This is a genomic window from Kocuria arenosa (genome assembly GCF_042879215.1).
GTDB classification, from domain to species: domain Bacteria; phylum Actinomycetota; class Actinomycetes; order Actinomycetales; family Micrococcaceae; genus Kocuria; species Kocuria arenosa.
Map to the genome: position 1 here is coordinate 375,062 of NZ_JBHZTA010000003.1, position 14,226 is coordinate 389,287.

Here is a 14,226-nt window from a genome sequence, read left to right on the forward strand (position 1 = left end):
GACCGGGTTCTCCGGGGACCGGAGAACCATGTGCATCGATCATCCCACCAGGATCCGACGGCGTACCGGTCGGCGCGGAAATTCAGCAGCCGGTGCCCTGCGGGTTCTCGAGGCAGTCGTCCGCGTAGTTGCGCACCGTGGAGCGCCAGACGCTGATCGGCACGGGCGCGCTCGGCACGTCGTTGAGCCCTGCCACCGGCAGCCACGGGCCGCCCGCGACGGAGTACTCGCCGGAGAACCAGGTGGTGAGCGCGACGGCGTAGTCGCCGGTCTCGGTGTAGACGTGGCTGATGTCGGTCTCCACGTCCCACGCCCCGTCCGCGAGCGGGGCGCCGCTGAGCTCAGTGGGACCGAGTGCGGTGCCGTCACCGTAGTCCCACGCGTACTGGACCGGGACGGCGCGCACCTGCACCGGGAACCCGCCCAGCTCGGTGCTGAACTGCTGGGGCCGGGCCTCCGCCCAGACGTTGGTGTGCATGCCCCGCAGCGTGTCGGGCGCGGGCTGGACGGCACTGACCGCGGGTGCGACGGCCAGCGTCCTGAAGTCCTGCAGGGTGAAGGTCGGCAGCTCGACGATCTCCTCGCCACCCTCCGCCTCGGCGACCGCCACGCACATGGGCTCACCCCACGGCGTGCTGGGACCGTCCCCCTGCCGCACGACGACGTTCATGTACACGCCCTCCCCACCGTCGGCTGTGGTGCAGTCCCGCTCGGCCAGGCAGTCCTCGAGGATGTCGCCGGTCCGGTTGGTGCACGGGTTCTGCAGGCCGAACGTCTGCGACTTCGACTGCGCAATGGTGTCCGGGTTGAACGGCCGGTCGATCCCCTGGTCGCTCAGGTACTGACGGAGTGCCTTCTGGAAGGCGGGGTCCTCGTCGGGGTCGTAGTCGACCGGGGCGGCAGGCACGGGCTCAACAGCCGCAAAAGCATTCAGCTCCTCCTGACCTCTTTCACGACGTGCATCGACTGAAATTTTCACCTCGTCACCATCCGCATAGGAACCAAAATTGTACGACTCACTTTTCTGAAGGTCATTCTTTTTGAAAAGTGTCTGGCCGGAGTCACCATCTCTTTCCGTCGCTTGACCCGTCGCTAAAGGTAGAAGAACCAAGAACGTGGACAGTGATGATACAACTCGAGGAAAATTCATTGCTGCTCGCCTGCAATCGGGGCAAGAGTGATATATATCCAACTACCGTCTGAGAAATCCAAATAGAGTACAGACTCATCTCTCGGTTCTCCTGGCGCATCTATCTCAATTGCGGCATCGCTCACCAGTTGCCCTGGTTCTCGCTTGTAAATGACCACAGGCTTGTATACACCATCTGCCGCCCTAAAAAATTCTGCCTGCGCAATTTGAATCGACTCTCGGCCACCAATTGTCCAATTCCCCTCCCCATAGACGGCCTCCAAGTCATCCAGTTCAGCTAGGCAGGCTTCACATGCATCACTAGTGATGTCTCGTGCGAATGTAGTGTCGCCGGTCTGGTACGCGTACCACATGGCGTCGGACCAGTAGTCGAGGAATGCCTGCGCCCCCTCCCGGGACTCCTGCCTCGCCAGGTCCGGCATGACTGGCTTGGGCACGTTCTGGGCAGGCCCGTCGAGCGAAGCCGGCACGTAGTCGGCGGGAGTGGCGCCAGAGCTGGGCTCCGCCGAGGTCGCCGCGGCCGACGAGGCAGCACTGGAAGGCGGCGTCGCGGCGACGTCGTCGTCGGTGCCGCATCCCGTGAGGAGCAGTCCCGTCAGGACGACGCCCCCGATCGCCGTGCCGACTGGGCTGGACCGGACCATGAAGTTCCCCGCTTCGCTCTGCCACGGCCGGACGGGCCGGCTGGATGGATCAGATGGTAAGTGCCCTCCGCTGTGCGACAGCAAGCCCTGTGGACACCGGGAAACCCGCGTTTTCATGGGGCCAGGTCAGCGGCACCATGATCACGACTTCGTTAATGTCACTCTGACTCGAACAGTGTTATAGTCACTGCAACCAGAAGACAGACGACGCGATGGAGGTGACGATGACCGCGCAGAACGTGGCCCTGGCCGTGTCGACCGTCATCTTCGCCGCCCGGGACACCGGCCCCGACGGCCGCAAGGAGCTCTGGCTGCCGCTGGTCCGCCGCATCCGCGATCCCTTCCGGGGCATGTGGGCCCTTCCTGGCGGACCGCTCCAGCCGCACGAGGACCTCGAGGACTCCGCCGCCCGGTCCCTGCAGCTCACCACCGGCCTGCAGCCCGGCTACCTCGAGCAGCTCTACGCCTTCGGCGGCCTGACCCGCTCGGCGAACGCCGAGGAGCGCGTCGTCTCGATCGTCTACTGGGCCTCGATCCGCGCCGACCAGGCCTCCGACCTCCACGCCGACCTCAACGTCACGTGGATGCGCACCACCGAGCTGCCGCCTCTCGCGTTCGACCACAGCGACATCGTGGCCTACGCCCTCTACCGACTGCGCAACAAGATCACCTACAGCCGCGTGGCCCACTCCTTCCTCGGCGAGACCTTCACCCTCGCCGCACTGCGGGAGGTCCACGAGGCGATCCTCGGCACCCCCCTGGACCCGGCCAACTTCCGGCGCCAAATGCTCGCGTCCGGCGCCGTCCTCGACACCGGCACCCGCCTGGAGGGCACGCGACATCGCCCGCCCCGGCTCTACCGCTACAACCACGACCTCGACCTCGCCGACCGCACCCCGGCCGGCCGCAGCACCCAGGAGCAGACATGACCTCCGTCGCCACCCGCATCGACCTGCTGACCGGGAAGCCGGCCGATCTCCCGGGCACCGTCCCGGCCACGAGCACCTGCAGCACCGACCTCGCGGCGAGCCCGTGGGACTTCGCGCCCACCGTCGCCGCCGGCTACGGCCCCGGGGCGTCCGAGGCCGACACGGTGCCCGCCGGCGCCCCCGCCCAGCCCGTGATCCCCGAGGAGTACCAGCACGCCTCCGCCGAGGAGCTCGACCGGCGGATCGCCGCCGCCAAGGAGACCCTCGGCGAGCGCGCGGTGGTGCTCGGCCACTTCTACCAGCGCGACGAGATCGTGAAGCACGCCGACTTCCTCGGCGACTCCTTCCAGCTGGCCCGCGCCGCCGGGAGCAGGCCGGAAGCCGAGGCCATCGTGTTCTGCGGCGTGCACTTCATGGCCGAGACCGCCGACATCCTCTCCGGCGACCACCAGTCCGTGATCCTGCCCAACCTCGCCGCCGGCTGCTCCATGGCGGACATGGCCGACGAGGACTCCGTCGAGGAGGCGTGGGAGCAGCTCATGGACGTCCTCGGGCAGACCGGCGAGGACGGCCGGCAGACCGTGGTCCCCGTGACCTACATGAACTCCTCCGCGGCGCTCAAGGCGTTCTGCGGCCGGCACGGCGGCATCGTGTGCACCTCCTCCAATGCCGCGACCGTCCTGGAGTGGGCCTTCGAGCGGGGGCAGCGGGTGCTGTTCTTCCCCGACCAGCACCTGGGCCGCAACACCGCCAAGGCGATGGGGATCCCCCTCGAGCAGATGCCGATGTGGAACCCGCACCAGGACCTCGGCGGGAACACCGCGCAGGACCTGCAGGACGCACGCGTGATCCTCTGGCACGGCTTCTGCTCCGTGCACCGCCGCTTCACCGTGGCCCAGATCAAGAAGGCCCGCGCCGAGCACCCCGGGGTGCGGGTGATCGTGCACCCCGAGTGCCCCATGCCCGTGGTCGACGCCGCCGACGAGAACGGGTCCACCGACTACATCCGCAAGGCGATCGAGACCGCCGAGCCCGGCAGCACCTTCGCGATCGGCACCGAGATCAACATGGTCAACCGGCTCGCCGACCAGCACCCCGAGCACACGATCTTCTGCCTGGACCCCGTCATCTGCCCGTGCTCCACGATGTACCGGATCCACCCCGGCTACCTCGCGTGGGTGCTCGAGGAGCTCGTGGCCGGGCGCGTGATCAACCAGATCTCCGTGGACCCCGCCACCGCCCGGGACGCCGAGGTGGCGCTCGAGCGGATGCTGGCGGCGCTGCCGCGGTGAGCACGCACCCGGCACCGCGCGTGCTCGTGGTGGGCAGCGGCATCGCCGGTCTCACCGCGGCCCTGGGCGCCGTCCGCCACGGGCTCGACGTGACGCTGCTGAGCAAGGACGCCCTCGACGAGACCAGCACCTCCCGCGCCCAGGGCGGGATCGCGGCCATGACGGCCGCGCTCCCGGCCGGCCAGCCCCGCGACTCCGAGGAGCTGCACGTCCAGGACACCCTCGCCGCCGGGGCCGGGACGTGCGACGACGACGCCGTGCGCGTCCTCGTGCGCGACTCGGCGGCCGCGATCGACGAGCTCGTGGCGCGCGGTGTCGTCCTCGACCGCGCGGCCGGACCGGACTCCCCCTGGCTGGAGGGCCTCGAGGGAGCCCACTCCGTGCCCCGGATCCTGCACGCCGGCGGGGACGCGACCGGCCGCGAGATCCAGCGCGCCCTCCTGGACGCCGCGCTGGAAGCCGAGGCCGCGGGCCGCCTGACCATCTCCCGGCACACCATGCTGGTCGACCTCGTGCTCGGCCCCGGCGGCCGCGCGGCGGGGGCCCTCGTCCTGACGGGCCCCGGGGACCGGCTCCACGAGCTGGCCGCCGACGCCGTGGTGCTCGCGACCGGTGGGGCCGGACAGCTCTATCCGCACACCACCAACCCCGCCGTGGCCACCGGCGACGGCATCGCCGCCGCCCTGCGCGCCGGCGCCGCCGTGGCGGACCTCGAGTTCGTGCAGTTCCACCCGACGGCACTGGCGGCCCCGGGCTGCTTCCTGGTGTCCGAGGCCGTCCGCGGCGAGGGCGCGGTGCTGCGGGACGGCACGGGCCGGCGCTACCTCGAGGACGTGCACCCGCGCGCGGAACTCGCCCCCCGGGACGTCGTGGCCCGCGAGAACGTCCGCCGGTCCCTGGCCCAGGGCGGCCGGCCGGTCCTGCTCGACTGCACCCGGCTGACCCCACCCGTCCCCGGCACGCACGGGGGCGGCACGCACGAGGGCGGCTCGACCGCCGAGTTCCTCGCCCAGCGCCTCCCCACCATCGACGCGGCCCTGCGGGCGCACGGCCTCGACTGGTCCCGCGAGCCGGTCCCGGTCACCCCGGCGGCCCACTACCTGATGGGCGGTGTCGCCACCGACGGTCTCGGCCGCACGACCGTCCCGGGGCTCTACGCCGTGGGCGAGTGCGCGGCCACGGGCGTGCACGGCGCGAACCGGCTGGCCTCCAACTCGCTGCTGGAGGGCGCCGTCTTCGGGGCCCGTGTGGCAGACGCGCTGCGGGCGGACGCCCTGCGGGACGACCGCGCGGACGACGACGCCCCGGCGCGTCTCGTCCTGCCCCGCGGCACCGAGTTCCTGCCGGCGGGCGGCCGTCCCGGGAGCCCTGTGCCGTTCGCCAGGGACACAGCGCCGTTCGACCGGGCGGCCGGGCCGGCCGCGGAGGACATCGTGCCGTTCGACCGTGCGCAGTTCCAGGCCGCCATGTGGACGGGCGCCGGTGTCCTGCGCGACCGCTCGCGGCTCGAGGCACTGGCCCGGCGGCTGGCCGGCTTCCGCCCACCCGCGGGCCTCTCCCGCCGCGCGGTCGAGGACCGCAACCTGCTGACCGTGGGACGCGCCGTCACCGCCGCGGCCCTGCACCGCACCGAGTCCCGGGGGGCCCACTACCGGGAGGACTTCCCCGCGCCCGATCCCGCCCGCGCGCGGCGCACGTTCTGGCGTCCGGACGCACCCCGGCTTGCCGTCAGCGACCACGCGCCGACCAGTTCACATACCGTCATCGACATGTTCGACATCCCGGAGAGGATCCCCGCATGCTGACCCGAGCCGCCATCACCGAGGTCGTGGAGCGGGGGCTCGCCGAGGACGCCCCCTGGGGCGACATCACCTCCGAGCACCTCATCCCCGCCGGCACCACCGCCCGGACCGAGCTCGTGGCGCGCGAGGCCGGGGTCTTCTCCGGCGGTCAGGTGTTCGCCGCGACGTTCGCCGCCGCGGACCCCGCGGTGGCCGTCGAGCTGGTCCGCGCCGACGGCGACCGCTTCGAGGCCGGGGACACCCTGGCCGTGGTGACCGGTCCCGCCCGTGCCGTGCTGACCGGCGAGCGCGTGGCCCTGAACCTGACCCAGCGGATGTGCGGGGTCGCCACGCTGACCGCCCGCTACGTCGCCGCCGTCGAGGAGACGGTGGCCCGCGTGGAGCAGGCCGCGAACCTCCCGCCCGGCACGATCACCCGCACCCGGGTGGCCGACACCCGAAAGACCACCCCGGGGCTGCGCGCGCTCGAGAAGCACGCCGTGCTCAGCGGGGGCGGGCACAACCACCGGCACTCCCTCTCGGACGCCGTGATGGCCAAGGACAACCACCTGGCCCTGCTCACGGCCGACGGCACCGACCTGACCGGCGCCCTGCGGCAGCTGCGCCGTCGTCTCCCCCACACGGTGCACCTCGAGGTGGAGGTGGACCGGCTCGACCAGATCGAGGCGGTCCTGGCCGGGGGCGCGGACACGATCCTGCTGGACAACTTCTCGGTGGACGACCTCGTGAGCGGCGTGGCCATCATCGACGGCCGGGCCACCGTCGAGGCCTCCGGCGGCGTGAGCCTGGAGACCATCGGGGACATCGCGGCCACCGGGGTGGACGTCATCTCGGTGGGCGCGCTCACCCACTCCGCCCGGAACCTGGACCTGGGTCTCGACATCGGGCTCGGCACCGGCCGCGGCACCGGGACGGGATGACGGTGCTGTACCTCGACTCGGCCGCGACCACCCCCGTCCGGCGGGAGGTCCTGGAGGCCATGTGGCCCTACCTCACGCAGGAGTTCGGCAACGCCTCGAGCCACCACGAGGTGGGACGGCGGGCGCTGGCCGGGCTCGACCGGGCCCGCGGGACGGTCGCGCAGGTGCTGAACTGCCGGCCCGCCGAGGTCGTGTTCACGTCCGGCGGGACCGAGGCGGACAACCTGGCCGTCAAGGGCATCGCCCTGGGCCGCCGGGACCGGGACCCCGCGTGCACGCACGTGGTGACGAGCGCGGTCGAGCACTCCGCCGTGCTCGACTCGGCCCGGGACCTGGCCCGCTGGGACGGCTTTGACGTCACGGAGCTGGGCGTGTCCGCCGAGGGGTTCGTGGACCCCGCCTCCCTGGAGGGGACTGTTCGTCGGAGCACCGCGGTGGTATCCGTGATGCATGCGAACAACGAGACGGGCACGGTCCAGGCGATCGCCGAACTGGCTGCGGTGGTTCGGGCGCGGGACGTCCCGTTCCATACGGATGCGGTCCAGGCGGCCGGGTCGCTGGAGCTGGACGTACAAGCGCTCGACGTGGCGGCGCTGAGCCTCGCCGGGCACAAGATCGGGGGGCCCAAGGGCGTGGGGGTGCTGTTCCTGCGCCGAGGGACGCCCTTGCGGCCGCTGCTGAGCGGCGGCGGGCACGAGCGCGGCCGGCGCTCCGGGACCTCGAACGTGGCCGGCACCGTGGGGCTCGCCACGGCCCTGCGGCTCGCCGCGGAGGAGCGCCCGGACCGGGCGGCCCGGCTCGCCGCCCTGCGGGACCGGCTGATCACCGGGATCCTGTCCGCCGTGCCCTCGGCGGTGCTGACCGGCCCGGACCCGCGGGAGCGGCCGGCGGCACGGCTGCCCGGCAACGCCTCGTTCTGCTTCCCCGGCGTCAACGGCGAGACGGTCCTGGTGGACCTGGAGGCGCGCGGACTGCTCGTCTCCTCGGGCTCGGCCTGCTCGGCCGGGGACACCGAGCCCTCCCACGTGCTGACCGCCATGGGGTTCCCGCCCGAGGTCGCCACCACCGCGGTCCGGTTCACGCTGTCCGCCGAGGTCACCCCGGAGCAGGTGGACGGGATCGTGACGGCGACCCGGGACGTCGTCGAGCGGCTGGGCGCGGCCCGCGGCTGAGCACGCTCAGCCGACCGGCACCGGGACCGGCACCGGGACCGGCACCGGGTGCTGCACGCCGCTGTGCACGACCGCCAGGACCGGTTCGCCCTTCTCCTCCACGGTCCGCGAGCTCTCCGGCACCAGGAGCCACGAGGGGTCCGGGCAGGAGTGGGGGGCGGGCCCTTCAGGGGACGCGCTCGAGGCGCCCCGGCCGTCGAAGCCCTCCAGCCGGAAGCCGACGACGGTCCGCCCCCACAGCGTGCTCGGCGTGCTCGCGATCCCCCGGGTCTCGGTGATCACCAGGTCCGTCCGCCGCGCCAGGACCTCGGAGGTCCCCGGCTTGGCGCACTCCCACGAGATCTCGGTCACCGACTCGGACTCGGCCACGAACTCGAGGGAGGCCGCGTTGGCCTGCAGCGTCTCGTCGTCCCAGCCGAGCGCGGCCCTGGCGTCGGCGCCCGTCACGAAGCCGGTGCCGTCCTCGTGGAGCTGCGTGGCCGCCCAGGCCGGCGCCACCAGCCCGATCGACACCCCCGCCGCCGCGAGAGCCGCCAGTACCACGATGAGCTTGTGCATGTGCTTCCCCGTTCCCCTGTCCCCCCGGCGCCGGGGCGATCTCCCGGGCCTTCTTTCCGAACGCTAATGCAGGCGCAGGGTCGGATCCAACGGCGTGACCCTTCTGTGACCCCCGGTCCGACCTGCGACGACACATGCCGTGTCGCGCAGTGCGGCCCTCAGGCCGCGGCATTCCCCTCGGTGGGCACCCGGTGCGCCACGCCCTCGTGGACCACCTCGAGAGCAGGCCCCTCGTGCGACTGCGCCCGCTCGGTGGACCGCGGCACCCTCGACCAGGCCTCGCCCTCGCTCGCGGGGCAGGCGTCGAGGTCGGGGCCCTCGACCACGGAGACGGACACCGCGTCCTCGGCGAAGCCCTGCAGCTCGAAGCCCGTGACCGCACCCGTCACGGAGCTCCGCTGCACGGCGGCGACCAGCTCCGCCCGGGCCGTCGTCGTCGTCCGCCGCTGCCGCACGGCCACGGCGCCGGTGGACTCCTCCGCGCACTCCCACGTGGCCGTGGCCACGGTGACCGTCTCCGCGACGAGGTGCAGCTCCGCGGCGGAGGTCTGCAGCCGGTCGTTGGTCCAGCCCACGGCCCGCAGGACGTCCTCCCGCCCCACAGAGCCCGTGCCGTCGGCGCGCAGCGTCACGTCCGCCGCGGCCGGCACGGTCAGCCCGATGGAGGCGGCCGTCGCGGCCGTCATCGCGCCGACCAGCAGTCTCTTTCCCACTCGAGCTCCCCCCAGGTCCTCCTGTCCCCCGACAGGAGTCCGGCCATCAGGCCGTGCTGGGGAGGCTAATGAAAAGTCGTGGGTGCGTCCAGTCCTGCGGCACGCGTCCCGGTCAGCGGGGCGCCATGCGGATCGCGCGACGGGTTCCGCGCCTCAGCCGGCGGCCTGCTCGCGCAGGACGTTCTTGCGGATCTTGCCGGACGCGGTGCGGGGCATCTCGTCCACGAGGCTCAGCGTCTTGGGCACCTTGTAGCGGGCCAGCCGCCCGGCCAGGTGCTCCTGGATCGTGCCCGCGGTGAGCTCCCGGCCCTCCCGGGGGACGACGACGGCGTGCGGCACCTCGCCCCACTTCTCGTCGGGCACGCCGATGACCGCCACGGCGGCCACCTCCGGCAGCTCGAGGATGGCCGCCTCGACCTCCGCCGGATAGATGTTCTCCCCGCCGGAGATGATCATGTCCTTGATCCGGTCCGAGACGAACAGGTAGCCGTCCTCGTCGAGGTAGCCCAGGTCCCCGGAGTGGAACCACTCCCCCTCGAAGGAGGCCGCCGCGTCGGGGCGGTTCCAGTACTCCCGGATGACGTTGGGCCCCGAGAGCAGGATCTCCCCCGCTTCGCCGGGAGCTGCGGGCTCCCCCGCCGCGTCCACGATCCGCACGTCGGAGAAGAAGTGCGGCAGCCCGGAGGAGCCCGCCTTCTCGCGCGACTTGGCCGCGGGCAGGTTGGTGGCCCCCGGGGAGGTCTCCGTCATGCCGTAGCTGGCGGTGAAGGCCAGACCCCGGTTCTCGTAGGCGTCCAGGACCCGCATGGGCACCGCGGAGCCGCCGCAGGTGAGCTTGCGCAGCGAGGACAGGTCCGTGGCGTCCCAGTCCGGGTGCTCGCACAGCAGCTGGTAGGTGGTCGGCACCCCCGACAGCCAGGTGACGCGGTGCCGCTCGATGAGCTCCAGCACCCGGCCGGGCACGAACTTGGACTCGAGCACCAGCGTGGCGCCCTTGAGCAGCGTCGGCAGCACCCCCATCCCGAGCGAGGCCACGTGGAACATCGGCGAGATCATGAGCGCGACGTCGTCGGCCGCCACGTCGTAGTCGACCAGGACGTTGAAGCAGTTCCAGGTGAAGTTGCCGTGGGTCAGGCAGGCGCCCTTGGGCCGCCCGGTGGTCCCGGAGGTGTAGAGGATCACGGCGAGGTCGTCCAGGTCCACCGGGACGTCCTCCGTCCAGGGCTCGGCCGCCGCGATCACCGTCTCGACGGCGGGGATCCCGTCCACGTCCTCCTCGGCCACGACCCAGCGCACCACGTCCGTCAGCTCCCGGGCGGCGGGCCCGGCCAGTCCGGTCAGGGCGGCGTCGTGGATCAGCACCGAGACGTCCGCGTCCTCGAGCTGGTAGCGGATCTCGGGGACGGCCAGGCGCGTGTTGAGGGGGACGAGCACCGCGCCGAGCGTGCCCGCCGCGAACATCGTCTCGAGGAAGGCCGGGCTGTTCTCCCCGAGGAAGGCCACGCGGTCCCCGGGACCCACGCCGCGGGCGGAGAGGGCCGTCGCCAGGCGCCGGGACCGGTCGTGCAGCTCCCGGTAGGTCAGCGTGCGCTCGCCGTGGACCACGGCCGTCCTCGGCTCCGACTTCTCGAGCCTCCGGACGAGCCAGGATCCCAGTCCCTGATTGCGCATGCGATCGTCTCCTCAGGCAGTCGCCAAAGTCAATAGTTGAGAATATCCATTATTTGGCCTCCAGCGTAGAGAGAGCTGGGTCACATTGTCCAGACCCGTGCGCGAACCGGAGCCCACGACACCTCCCCATTTAAGACATGTTTTCAATGGTTTACTTTCTCAATTGATTGCTGTTCCAATGGTCGCATTGTGAGTCGGCCCACATGCTCGTCACGACGCATCCGACGACCGGGGCCGACCCGTCCACCGTCTCGGCGCCCGTTCCCGGCGCCGCGCCCACTCTTTCCGCCCCAGAGCAAGGAACCGCCATGTCAGCAGCACCCGACACCCTGGCGTCCCTGGACGCCCGCGCCAGGAACAAAGAGGCGCGCAAGGTCATCTTCTCGAGCTACCTCGGCTCCACCATCGAGTTCTACGACTTCCTGCTCTACGCCTCGGCCTCCGCCCTGGTCTTCCCGTACGTGTTCTTCACCGACCTCGACCCGCTGGCCGGCACGATCGCCGCGTACGGCACCTTCGCCGCCGGCTACCTGGCCCGCCCGCTGGGCGGAGCGGTCTTCGGCCACTTCGGCGACCGCCTGGGCCGCAAGAAGATGCGCATCATCTCGATGCTGATCATGGGCATCGCCTCGACGCTCATCGGCCTCATCCCCAGCGCCGCCGTCATCGGCTCCTGGGGGGCGGTCGTCCTGATCGCCCTGCGGGTGTGCCAGGGCATCGCCGTGGGCGGCGAGTGGGGCGGAGCCGCGCTGATGGCGCTGGAGCACTCCGCGAAGGGAAAGCGCGGGTTCGCCGCGTCCTTCACCAACGCCGGCGCCCCAACCGGCGCCGCACTGGGCACCTTCGTCCTGGGCCTGTTCGCAGCCATGCCCGAGGAGCAGTTCCTCTCGTGGGGCTGGCGCGTCCCGTTCCTGCTGTCCGTCCTGCTGCTGGCCGTGGGCGTCTTCGTGCGCTCCCAGGTGTCCGAGAGCCCGATCTTCCAGGCCGCCCTGGCCAAGGAGGCCGCGGAGGGCCCCGCCGTCAGGCGCAAGGTGCCCATCGTCGAGGTGCTGCGCCGCCCCCGCGCCCTGATCTTCACGATGCTGGCGGGAGCCTCCGGGTTCGCCCTGCAGGTCTTCCTGGCCACCTTCGCGGTCGCCTACGCGGTCGAGCGCGGCGCCGACCGGCAGCCGGTCCTCTACGCCTTCGCCCTCGCCTCCGTGCTTAGCGTGTTCTTCGTGGTCGGCATGGGACGCCTGTCCGACCAGCTGGGCCGGCGCCCGGTCATGGTCGTCGGGCTGGCGCTGTTCATCGCCCTCATCTTCCCGATGTTCTCGTGGCTGGCCACGGGCAACGTGCTGCTGATCTTCGCGACCTTCACCATCGGGCTGGCCTGCCACGCCGCGATCTACGGGCCGCTGGCGGCCTTCATCTCCGAGCAGTTCGGCACGTCGTCGCGCTACACCGGCGCCTCGCTGGGCTACCAGTTCGCCACCCTGATCGGGGCGGGCTTCACCCCCACGATCCTCGCCTCGATCTACGCGTCCTCGGGGCAGGCCATCGCCCCCGTGGTCTGGTACCTGGCGGGGATGGCGGTGGTCAGCGCGGTGTTCATCCTGCTCACCCCCGAGTCCAAGGACTTCGACCTGGAGACCCACGAGCACTGACCCGGGCCCGGGCCGCCACCGGCACCGCGGCCCCGGACACTCGCGGGCCACCCTGATCCGTCAGGGGGGCCTGCAAGCGTCCGGGTGCTCCTGCGGTCAGAAGGCCACTTTCTTCAGCAGCCGGGACAGCTCCTCGCGCTCCGCCGGGGAGAGCGGGGACAGCGACTCCGCGGTGGAGTTCTCCACCAGGACCCTGGCCTGGGCGTACAGCTTCCGGCCGGCCGCGGTGGGGGCGATGATCTTCGAGCGGCGGTCCCGCGGGTCGGTCCGGCGCTCCACCGCGCCGCGCCGCTCCAGGTCGTCGAGGATGGCCACGATCTGACTGGGGTCCAGCACCAGGAACTGGCTGAGCTCGCGCTGGGTCAGCTGCTCCTCGCCGCAGGCCAGCGCCAGGACCGAGTAGTGGCGCACCTTCAGCTCCAGCTGCGCCAGCTTCCTGTTGGCCGCGGAGGAGCCGGTCGAGGCGGCGCGGGCCATCAGGAAGACCGGCTCCGTCGTCAGCTCGGCCTCGAGGAGGCGCTCGAGGCCGGCGGACGGGTCGGTGGGCATGGTCATAGCGTCTCTCCTGGGGCCGGGGACCCCATTCTACGGAATCCGTGCCTCCAGCATAGATGGAGGTTCTTAACCATTGACATTTTCAACGAATAGCGGTGGAATGGGAACGACACCGAAGCAGTGACGGGCGTCACCCCGTCCGCCCGTTCTCGGGCGGAGATCCACCGCCCCGATCCCCAGCGAAGGAGCCACTCCATGGCACAGGACAGCACCGCATCCGCGAGCACCGCCCCTCTGACCGGCAAGGTCGCCGTCGTCACCGGCTCCGGGCAGGGCCTGGGCCTGGCCTACGCCCAGGAGCTCGCCCGCCAGGGTGCCGCCGTCGTGATCAACGACGTCGACCAGGCGATCGCCGATCGTGCCGTCGCCTCCATCACCGAGGCCGGCGGGCAGGCCGTGGCCGTCGTGGCGCCGGTGGGCTCCACCGAGACCGCCACCGCGCTCGTGACCGGGGCCGTGGAGGCCTTCGGCCGCCTCGACGTCCTCGTCACCAACGCCGGGGTGCTGCGCGACAAGTCGTTGCTTAAGATGACCGACGAGGACTTCGACCTGGTCATCCAGGTGCACCTGCGCGGCACCTTCACCTGCGCCCGTGAGGCCTACCGGTACTTCAAGGACAACGGGGTTCCCGGGCGGATCATCACCATCGGCTCCCCCACCGGCCAGTACGGCAACTTCGGCCAGACCAACTACGCCGCGGCGAAGGCCGGGATCGTGGGCATGGTCCGCACCTGGGCGCTGGAGATGAAGAAGGCCGGCGTCACCGCCAACGCCGTCATCCCCGTGGCCGCCACCGCCATGACCGAGACCATCCCCTACTTCGCCTCCGCCGTGCAGGCCGACCGCCGCGGCGAGCCCATGCCGGACTTCTTCCGCAAGGACCTCGGCTTCGGCAACGCCGCCGACGTCGCGGGCCTGATCGCCTGGCTCGCCTCCGACGACGCCGCGGGCATCACCGGTCAGGCCATCGGCGCCGGCGGGGACCGCCTCCAGGTCTTCAGCCACCCCCGCCCCGTGGCCACCGAGTACCGCGACGGCGGCTGGACCTTCGAGGCGCTGCGCGAGCAGCTCCCCGCGATCCTCGAGGGCAGCCTCCAGCCGGTCGGCGAGACCCTGCCCCCGCCGCCGGAGGAGCTTGCGCCCGAGTCCGCGACCCAGCAGTCCTAGGAGGACC

13 protein-coding genes are annotated in these 14,226 nt (G+C 71.6%); 7 read left to right on the top strand and 6 right to left on the bottom strand.

Features of this window, described 5'->3' with window-relative positions; genetic code table 11:
- Positions 1–82: 82 nt before the first annotated feature.
- Both ACFYE3_RS07730 and ACFYE3_RS07735 read right to left on the bottom strand, forming a co-directional pair.
- Entirely contained in the window at positions 83–907 is an 825-nt protein-coding gene (locus ACFYE3_RS07730; RefSeq protein WP_387607672.1) for a PKD domain-containing protein, read from the bottom strand.
- Positions 908–1,146: 239 nt separating this feature from the next.
- Positions 1,147–1,794: a DUF6318 family protein gene (locus ACFYE3_RS07735; RefSeq protein ID WP_387607675.1), complete on the bottom strand. Its 648-nt coding sequence runs from the start codon at positions 1,792–1,794 to the stop codon at positions 1,147–1,149.
- A gap of 224 nt (positions 1,795–2,018) precedes the next feature.
- Here ACFYE3_RS07735 and ACFYE3_RS07740 point away from each other — a divergent pair, with 224 nt between their 5' ends.
- The 5 genes from ACFYE3_RS07740 to ACFYE3_RS07760 are packed head-to-tail and all read left to right on the top strand — an operon-like array spanning position 2,019 to position 7,909.
- Complete coding sequence (locus tag ACFYE3_RS07740) at positions 2,019–2,723, top strand: NUDIX hydrolase (RefSeq protein WP_387607678.1); 705 nt, start codon at positions 2,019–2,021, stop codon at positions 2,721–2,723.
- A complete protein-coding gene (nadA, locus tag ACFYE3_RS07745; protein ID WP_387607681.1) occupies positions 2,720–4,015 on the top strand; it encodes a quinolinate synthase NadA in 1,296 nt (431 codons plus the stop codon). The genes ACFYE3_RS07740 and nadA overlap by 4 nt, the downstream gene beginning before the upstream one ends.
- Complete coding sequence (locus ACFYE3_RS07750; RefSeq protein ID WP_387607683.1) at positions 4,012–5,820, top strand: L-aspartate oxidase; 1,809 nt, start codon at positions 4,012–4,014, stop codon at positions 5,818–5,820. The genes nadA and ACFYE3_RS07750 overlap by 4 nt, the downstream gene beginning before the upstream one ends.
- Complete coding sequence (gene nadC / locus ACFYE3_RS07755; RefSeq protein WP_387607686.1) at positions 5,814–6,737, top strand: carboxylating nicotinate-nucleotide diphosphorylase; 924 nt, start codon at positions 5,814–5,816, stop codon at positions 6,735–6,737. Before ACFYE3_RS07750 ends, nadC begins: the two co-directional genes overlap by 7 nt.
- Positions 6,734–7,909 (top strand): cysteine desulfurase family protein, encoded by a 1,176-nt coding sequence (locus ACFYE3_RS07760; protein WP_387607688.1) that lies wholly within the window; start codon positions 6,734–6,736, stop codon positions 7,907–7,909. The genes nadC and ACFYE3_RS07760 overlap by 4 nt, the downstream gene beginning before the upstream one ends.
- A gap of 6 nt (positions 7,910–7,915) precedes the next feature.
- On the opposite strand, the gene ACFYE3_RS07765 is transcribed toward ACFYE3_RS07760, so the two are convergent.
- The 3 genes from ACFYE3_RS07765 to menE form a co-directional block, all read right to left on the bottom strand.
- Complete coding sequence (locus ACFYE3_RS07765; protein WP_387607691.1) at positions 7,916–8,467, bottom strand: hypothetical protein; 552 nt, start codon at positions 8,465–8,467, stop codon at positions 7,916–7,918.
- Between the two features lie 158 nt (positions 8,468–8,625).
- On the bottom strand, positions 8,626–9,180 hold the full coding sequence (locus tag ACFYE3_RS07770; protein WP_387607693.1) for a hypothetical protein: 555 nt from the start codon (positions 9,178–9,180) through the stop codon (positions 8,626–8,628).
- A gap of 153 nt (positions 9,181–9,333) precedes the next feature.
- Positions 9,334–10,851: an o-succinylbenzoate--CoA ligase gene (menE, locus tag ACFYE3_RS07775; RefSeq protein ID WP_387607695.1), complete on the bottom strand. Its 1,518-nt coding sequence runs from the start codon at positions 10,849–10,851 to the stop codon at positions 9,334–9,336.
- A gap of 308 nt (positions 10,852–11,159) precedes the next feature.
- Between menE and ACFYE3_RS07780 the strand changes: the two genes are divergently transcribed.
- Positions 11,160–12,497: an MFS transporter gene (locus tag ACFYE3_RS07780; RefSeq protein ID WP_387607697.1), complete on the top strand. Its 1,338-nt coding sequence runs from the start codon at positions 11,160–11,162 to the stop codon at positions 12,495–12,497.
- 96 nt (positions 12,498–12,593) lie between these two features.
- Here the strand turns inward: ACFYE3_RS07780 and ACFYE3_RS07785 are convergent, their stop codons facing one another.
- Positions 12,594–13,052 carry a MarR family winged helix-turn-helix transcriptional regulator gene (locus ACFYE3_RS07785; protein WP_387607699.1) on the bottom strand — a complete coding sequence of 153 codons (459 nt, stop codon included), beginning with the start codon at positions 13,050–13,052 and terminating at the stop codon, positions 12,594–12,596.
- 195 nt (positions 13,053–13,247) lie between these two features.
- Here ACFYE3_RS07785 and ACFYE3_RS07790 point away from each other — a divergent pair, with 195 nt between their 5' ends.
- Positions 13,248–14,219, top strand: a complete 972-nt coding sequence (locus ACFYE3_RS07790; protein ID WP_387607701.1) for an SDR family NAD(P)-dependent oxidoreductase — start codon at positions 13,248–13,250, stop codon at positions 14,217–14,219.
- Positions 14,220–14,226: the final 7 nt, after the last annotated feature.

Coding starts and splice junctions, on each gene's coding strand:
- ACFYE3_RS07735 (WP_387607675.1), bottom strand. CDS start 1,794: ATGGTCCGGTCCAGCCCAGTCGGCACGGCGATCGGGGGCGTCGTCCTG.
- ACFYE3_RS07740 (WP_387607678.1), top strand. CDS start 2,019: ATGACCGCGCAGAACGTGGCCCTGGCCGTGTCGACCGTCATCTTCGCC.
- nadA (WP_387607681.1), top strand. CDS start 2,720: ATGACCTCCGTCGCCACCCGCATCGACCTGCTGACCGGGAAGCCGGCC.
- nadC (WP_387607686.1), top strand. CDS start 5,814: ATGCTGACCCGAGCCGCCATCACCGAGGTCGTGGAGCGGGGGCTCGCC.
- ACFYE3_RS07760 (WP_387607688.1), top strand. CDS start 6,734: ATGACGGTGCTGTACCTCGACTCGGCCGCGACCACCCCCGTCCGGCGG.
- ACFYE3_RS07765 (WP_387607691.1), bottom strand. CDS start 8,467: ATGCACAAGCTCATCGTGGTACTGGCGGCTCTCGCGGCGGCGGGGGTG.
- menE (WP_387607695.1), bottom strand. CDS start 10,851: ATGCGCAATCAGGGACTGGGATCCTGGCTCGTCCGGAGGCTCGAGAAG.
- ACFYE3_RS07780 (WP_387607697.1), top strand. CDS start 11,160: ATGTCAGCAGCACCCGACACCCTGGCGTCCCTGGACGCCCGCGCCAGG.
- ACFYE3_RS07785 (WP_387607699.1), bottom strand. CDS start 13,052: ATGACCATGCCCACCGACCCGTCCGCCGGCCTCGAGCGCCTCCTCGAG.
- ACFYE3_RS07790 (WP_387607701.1), top strand. CDS start 13,248: ATGGCACAGGACAGCACCGCATCCGCGAGCACCGCCCCTCTGACCGGC.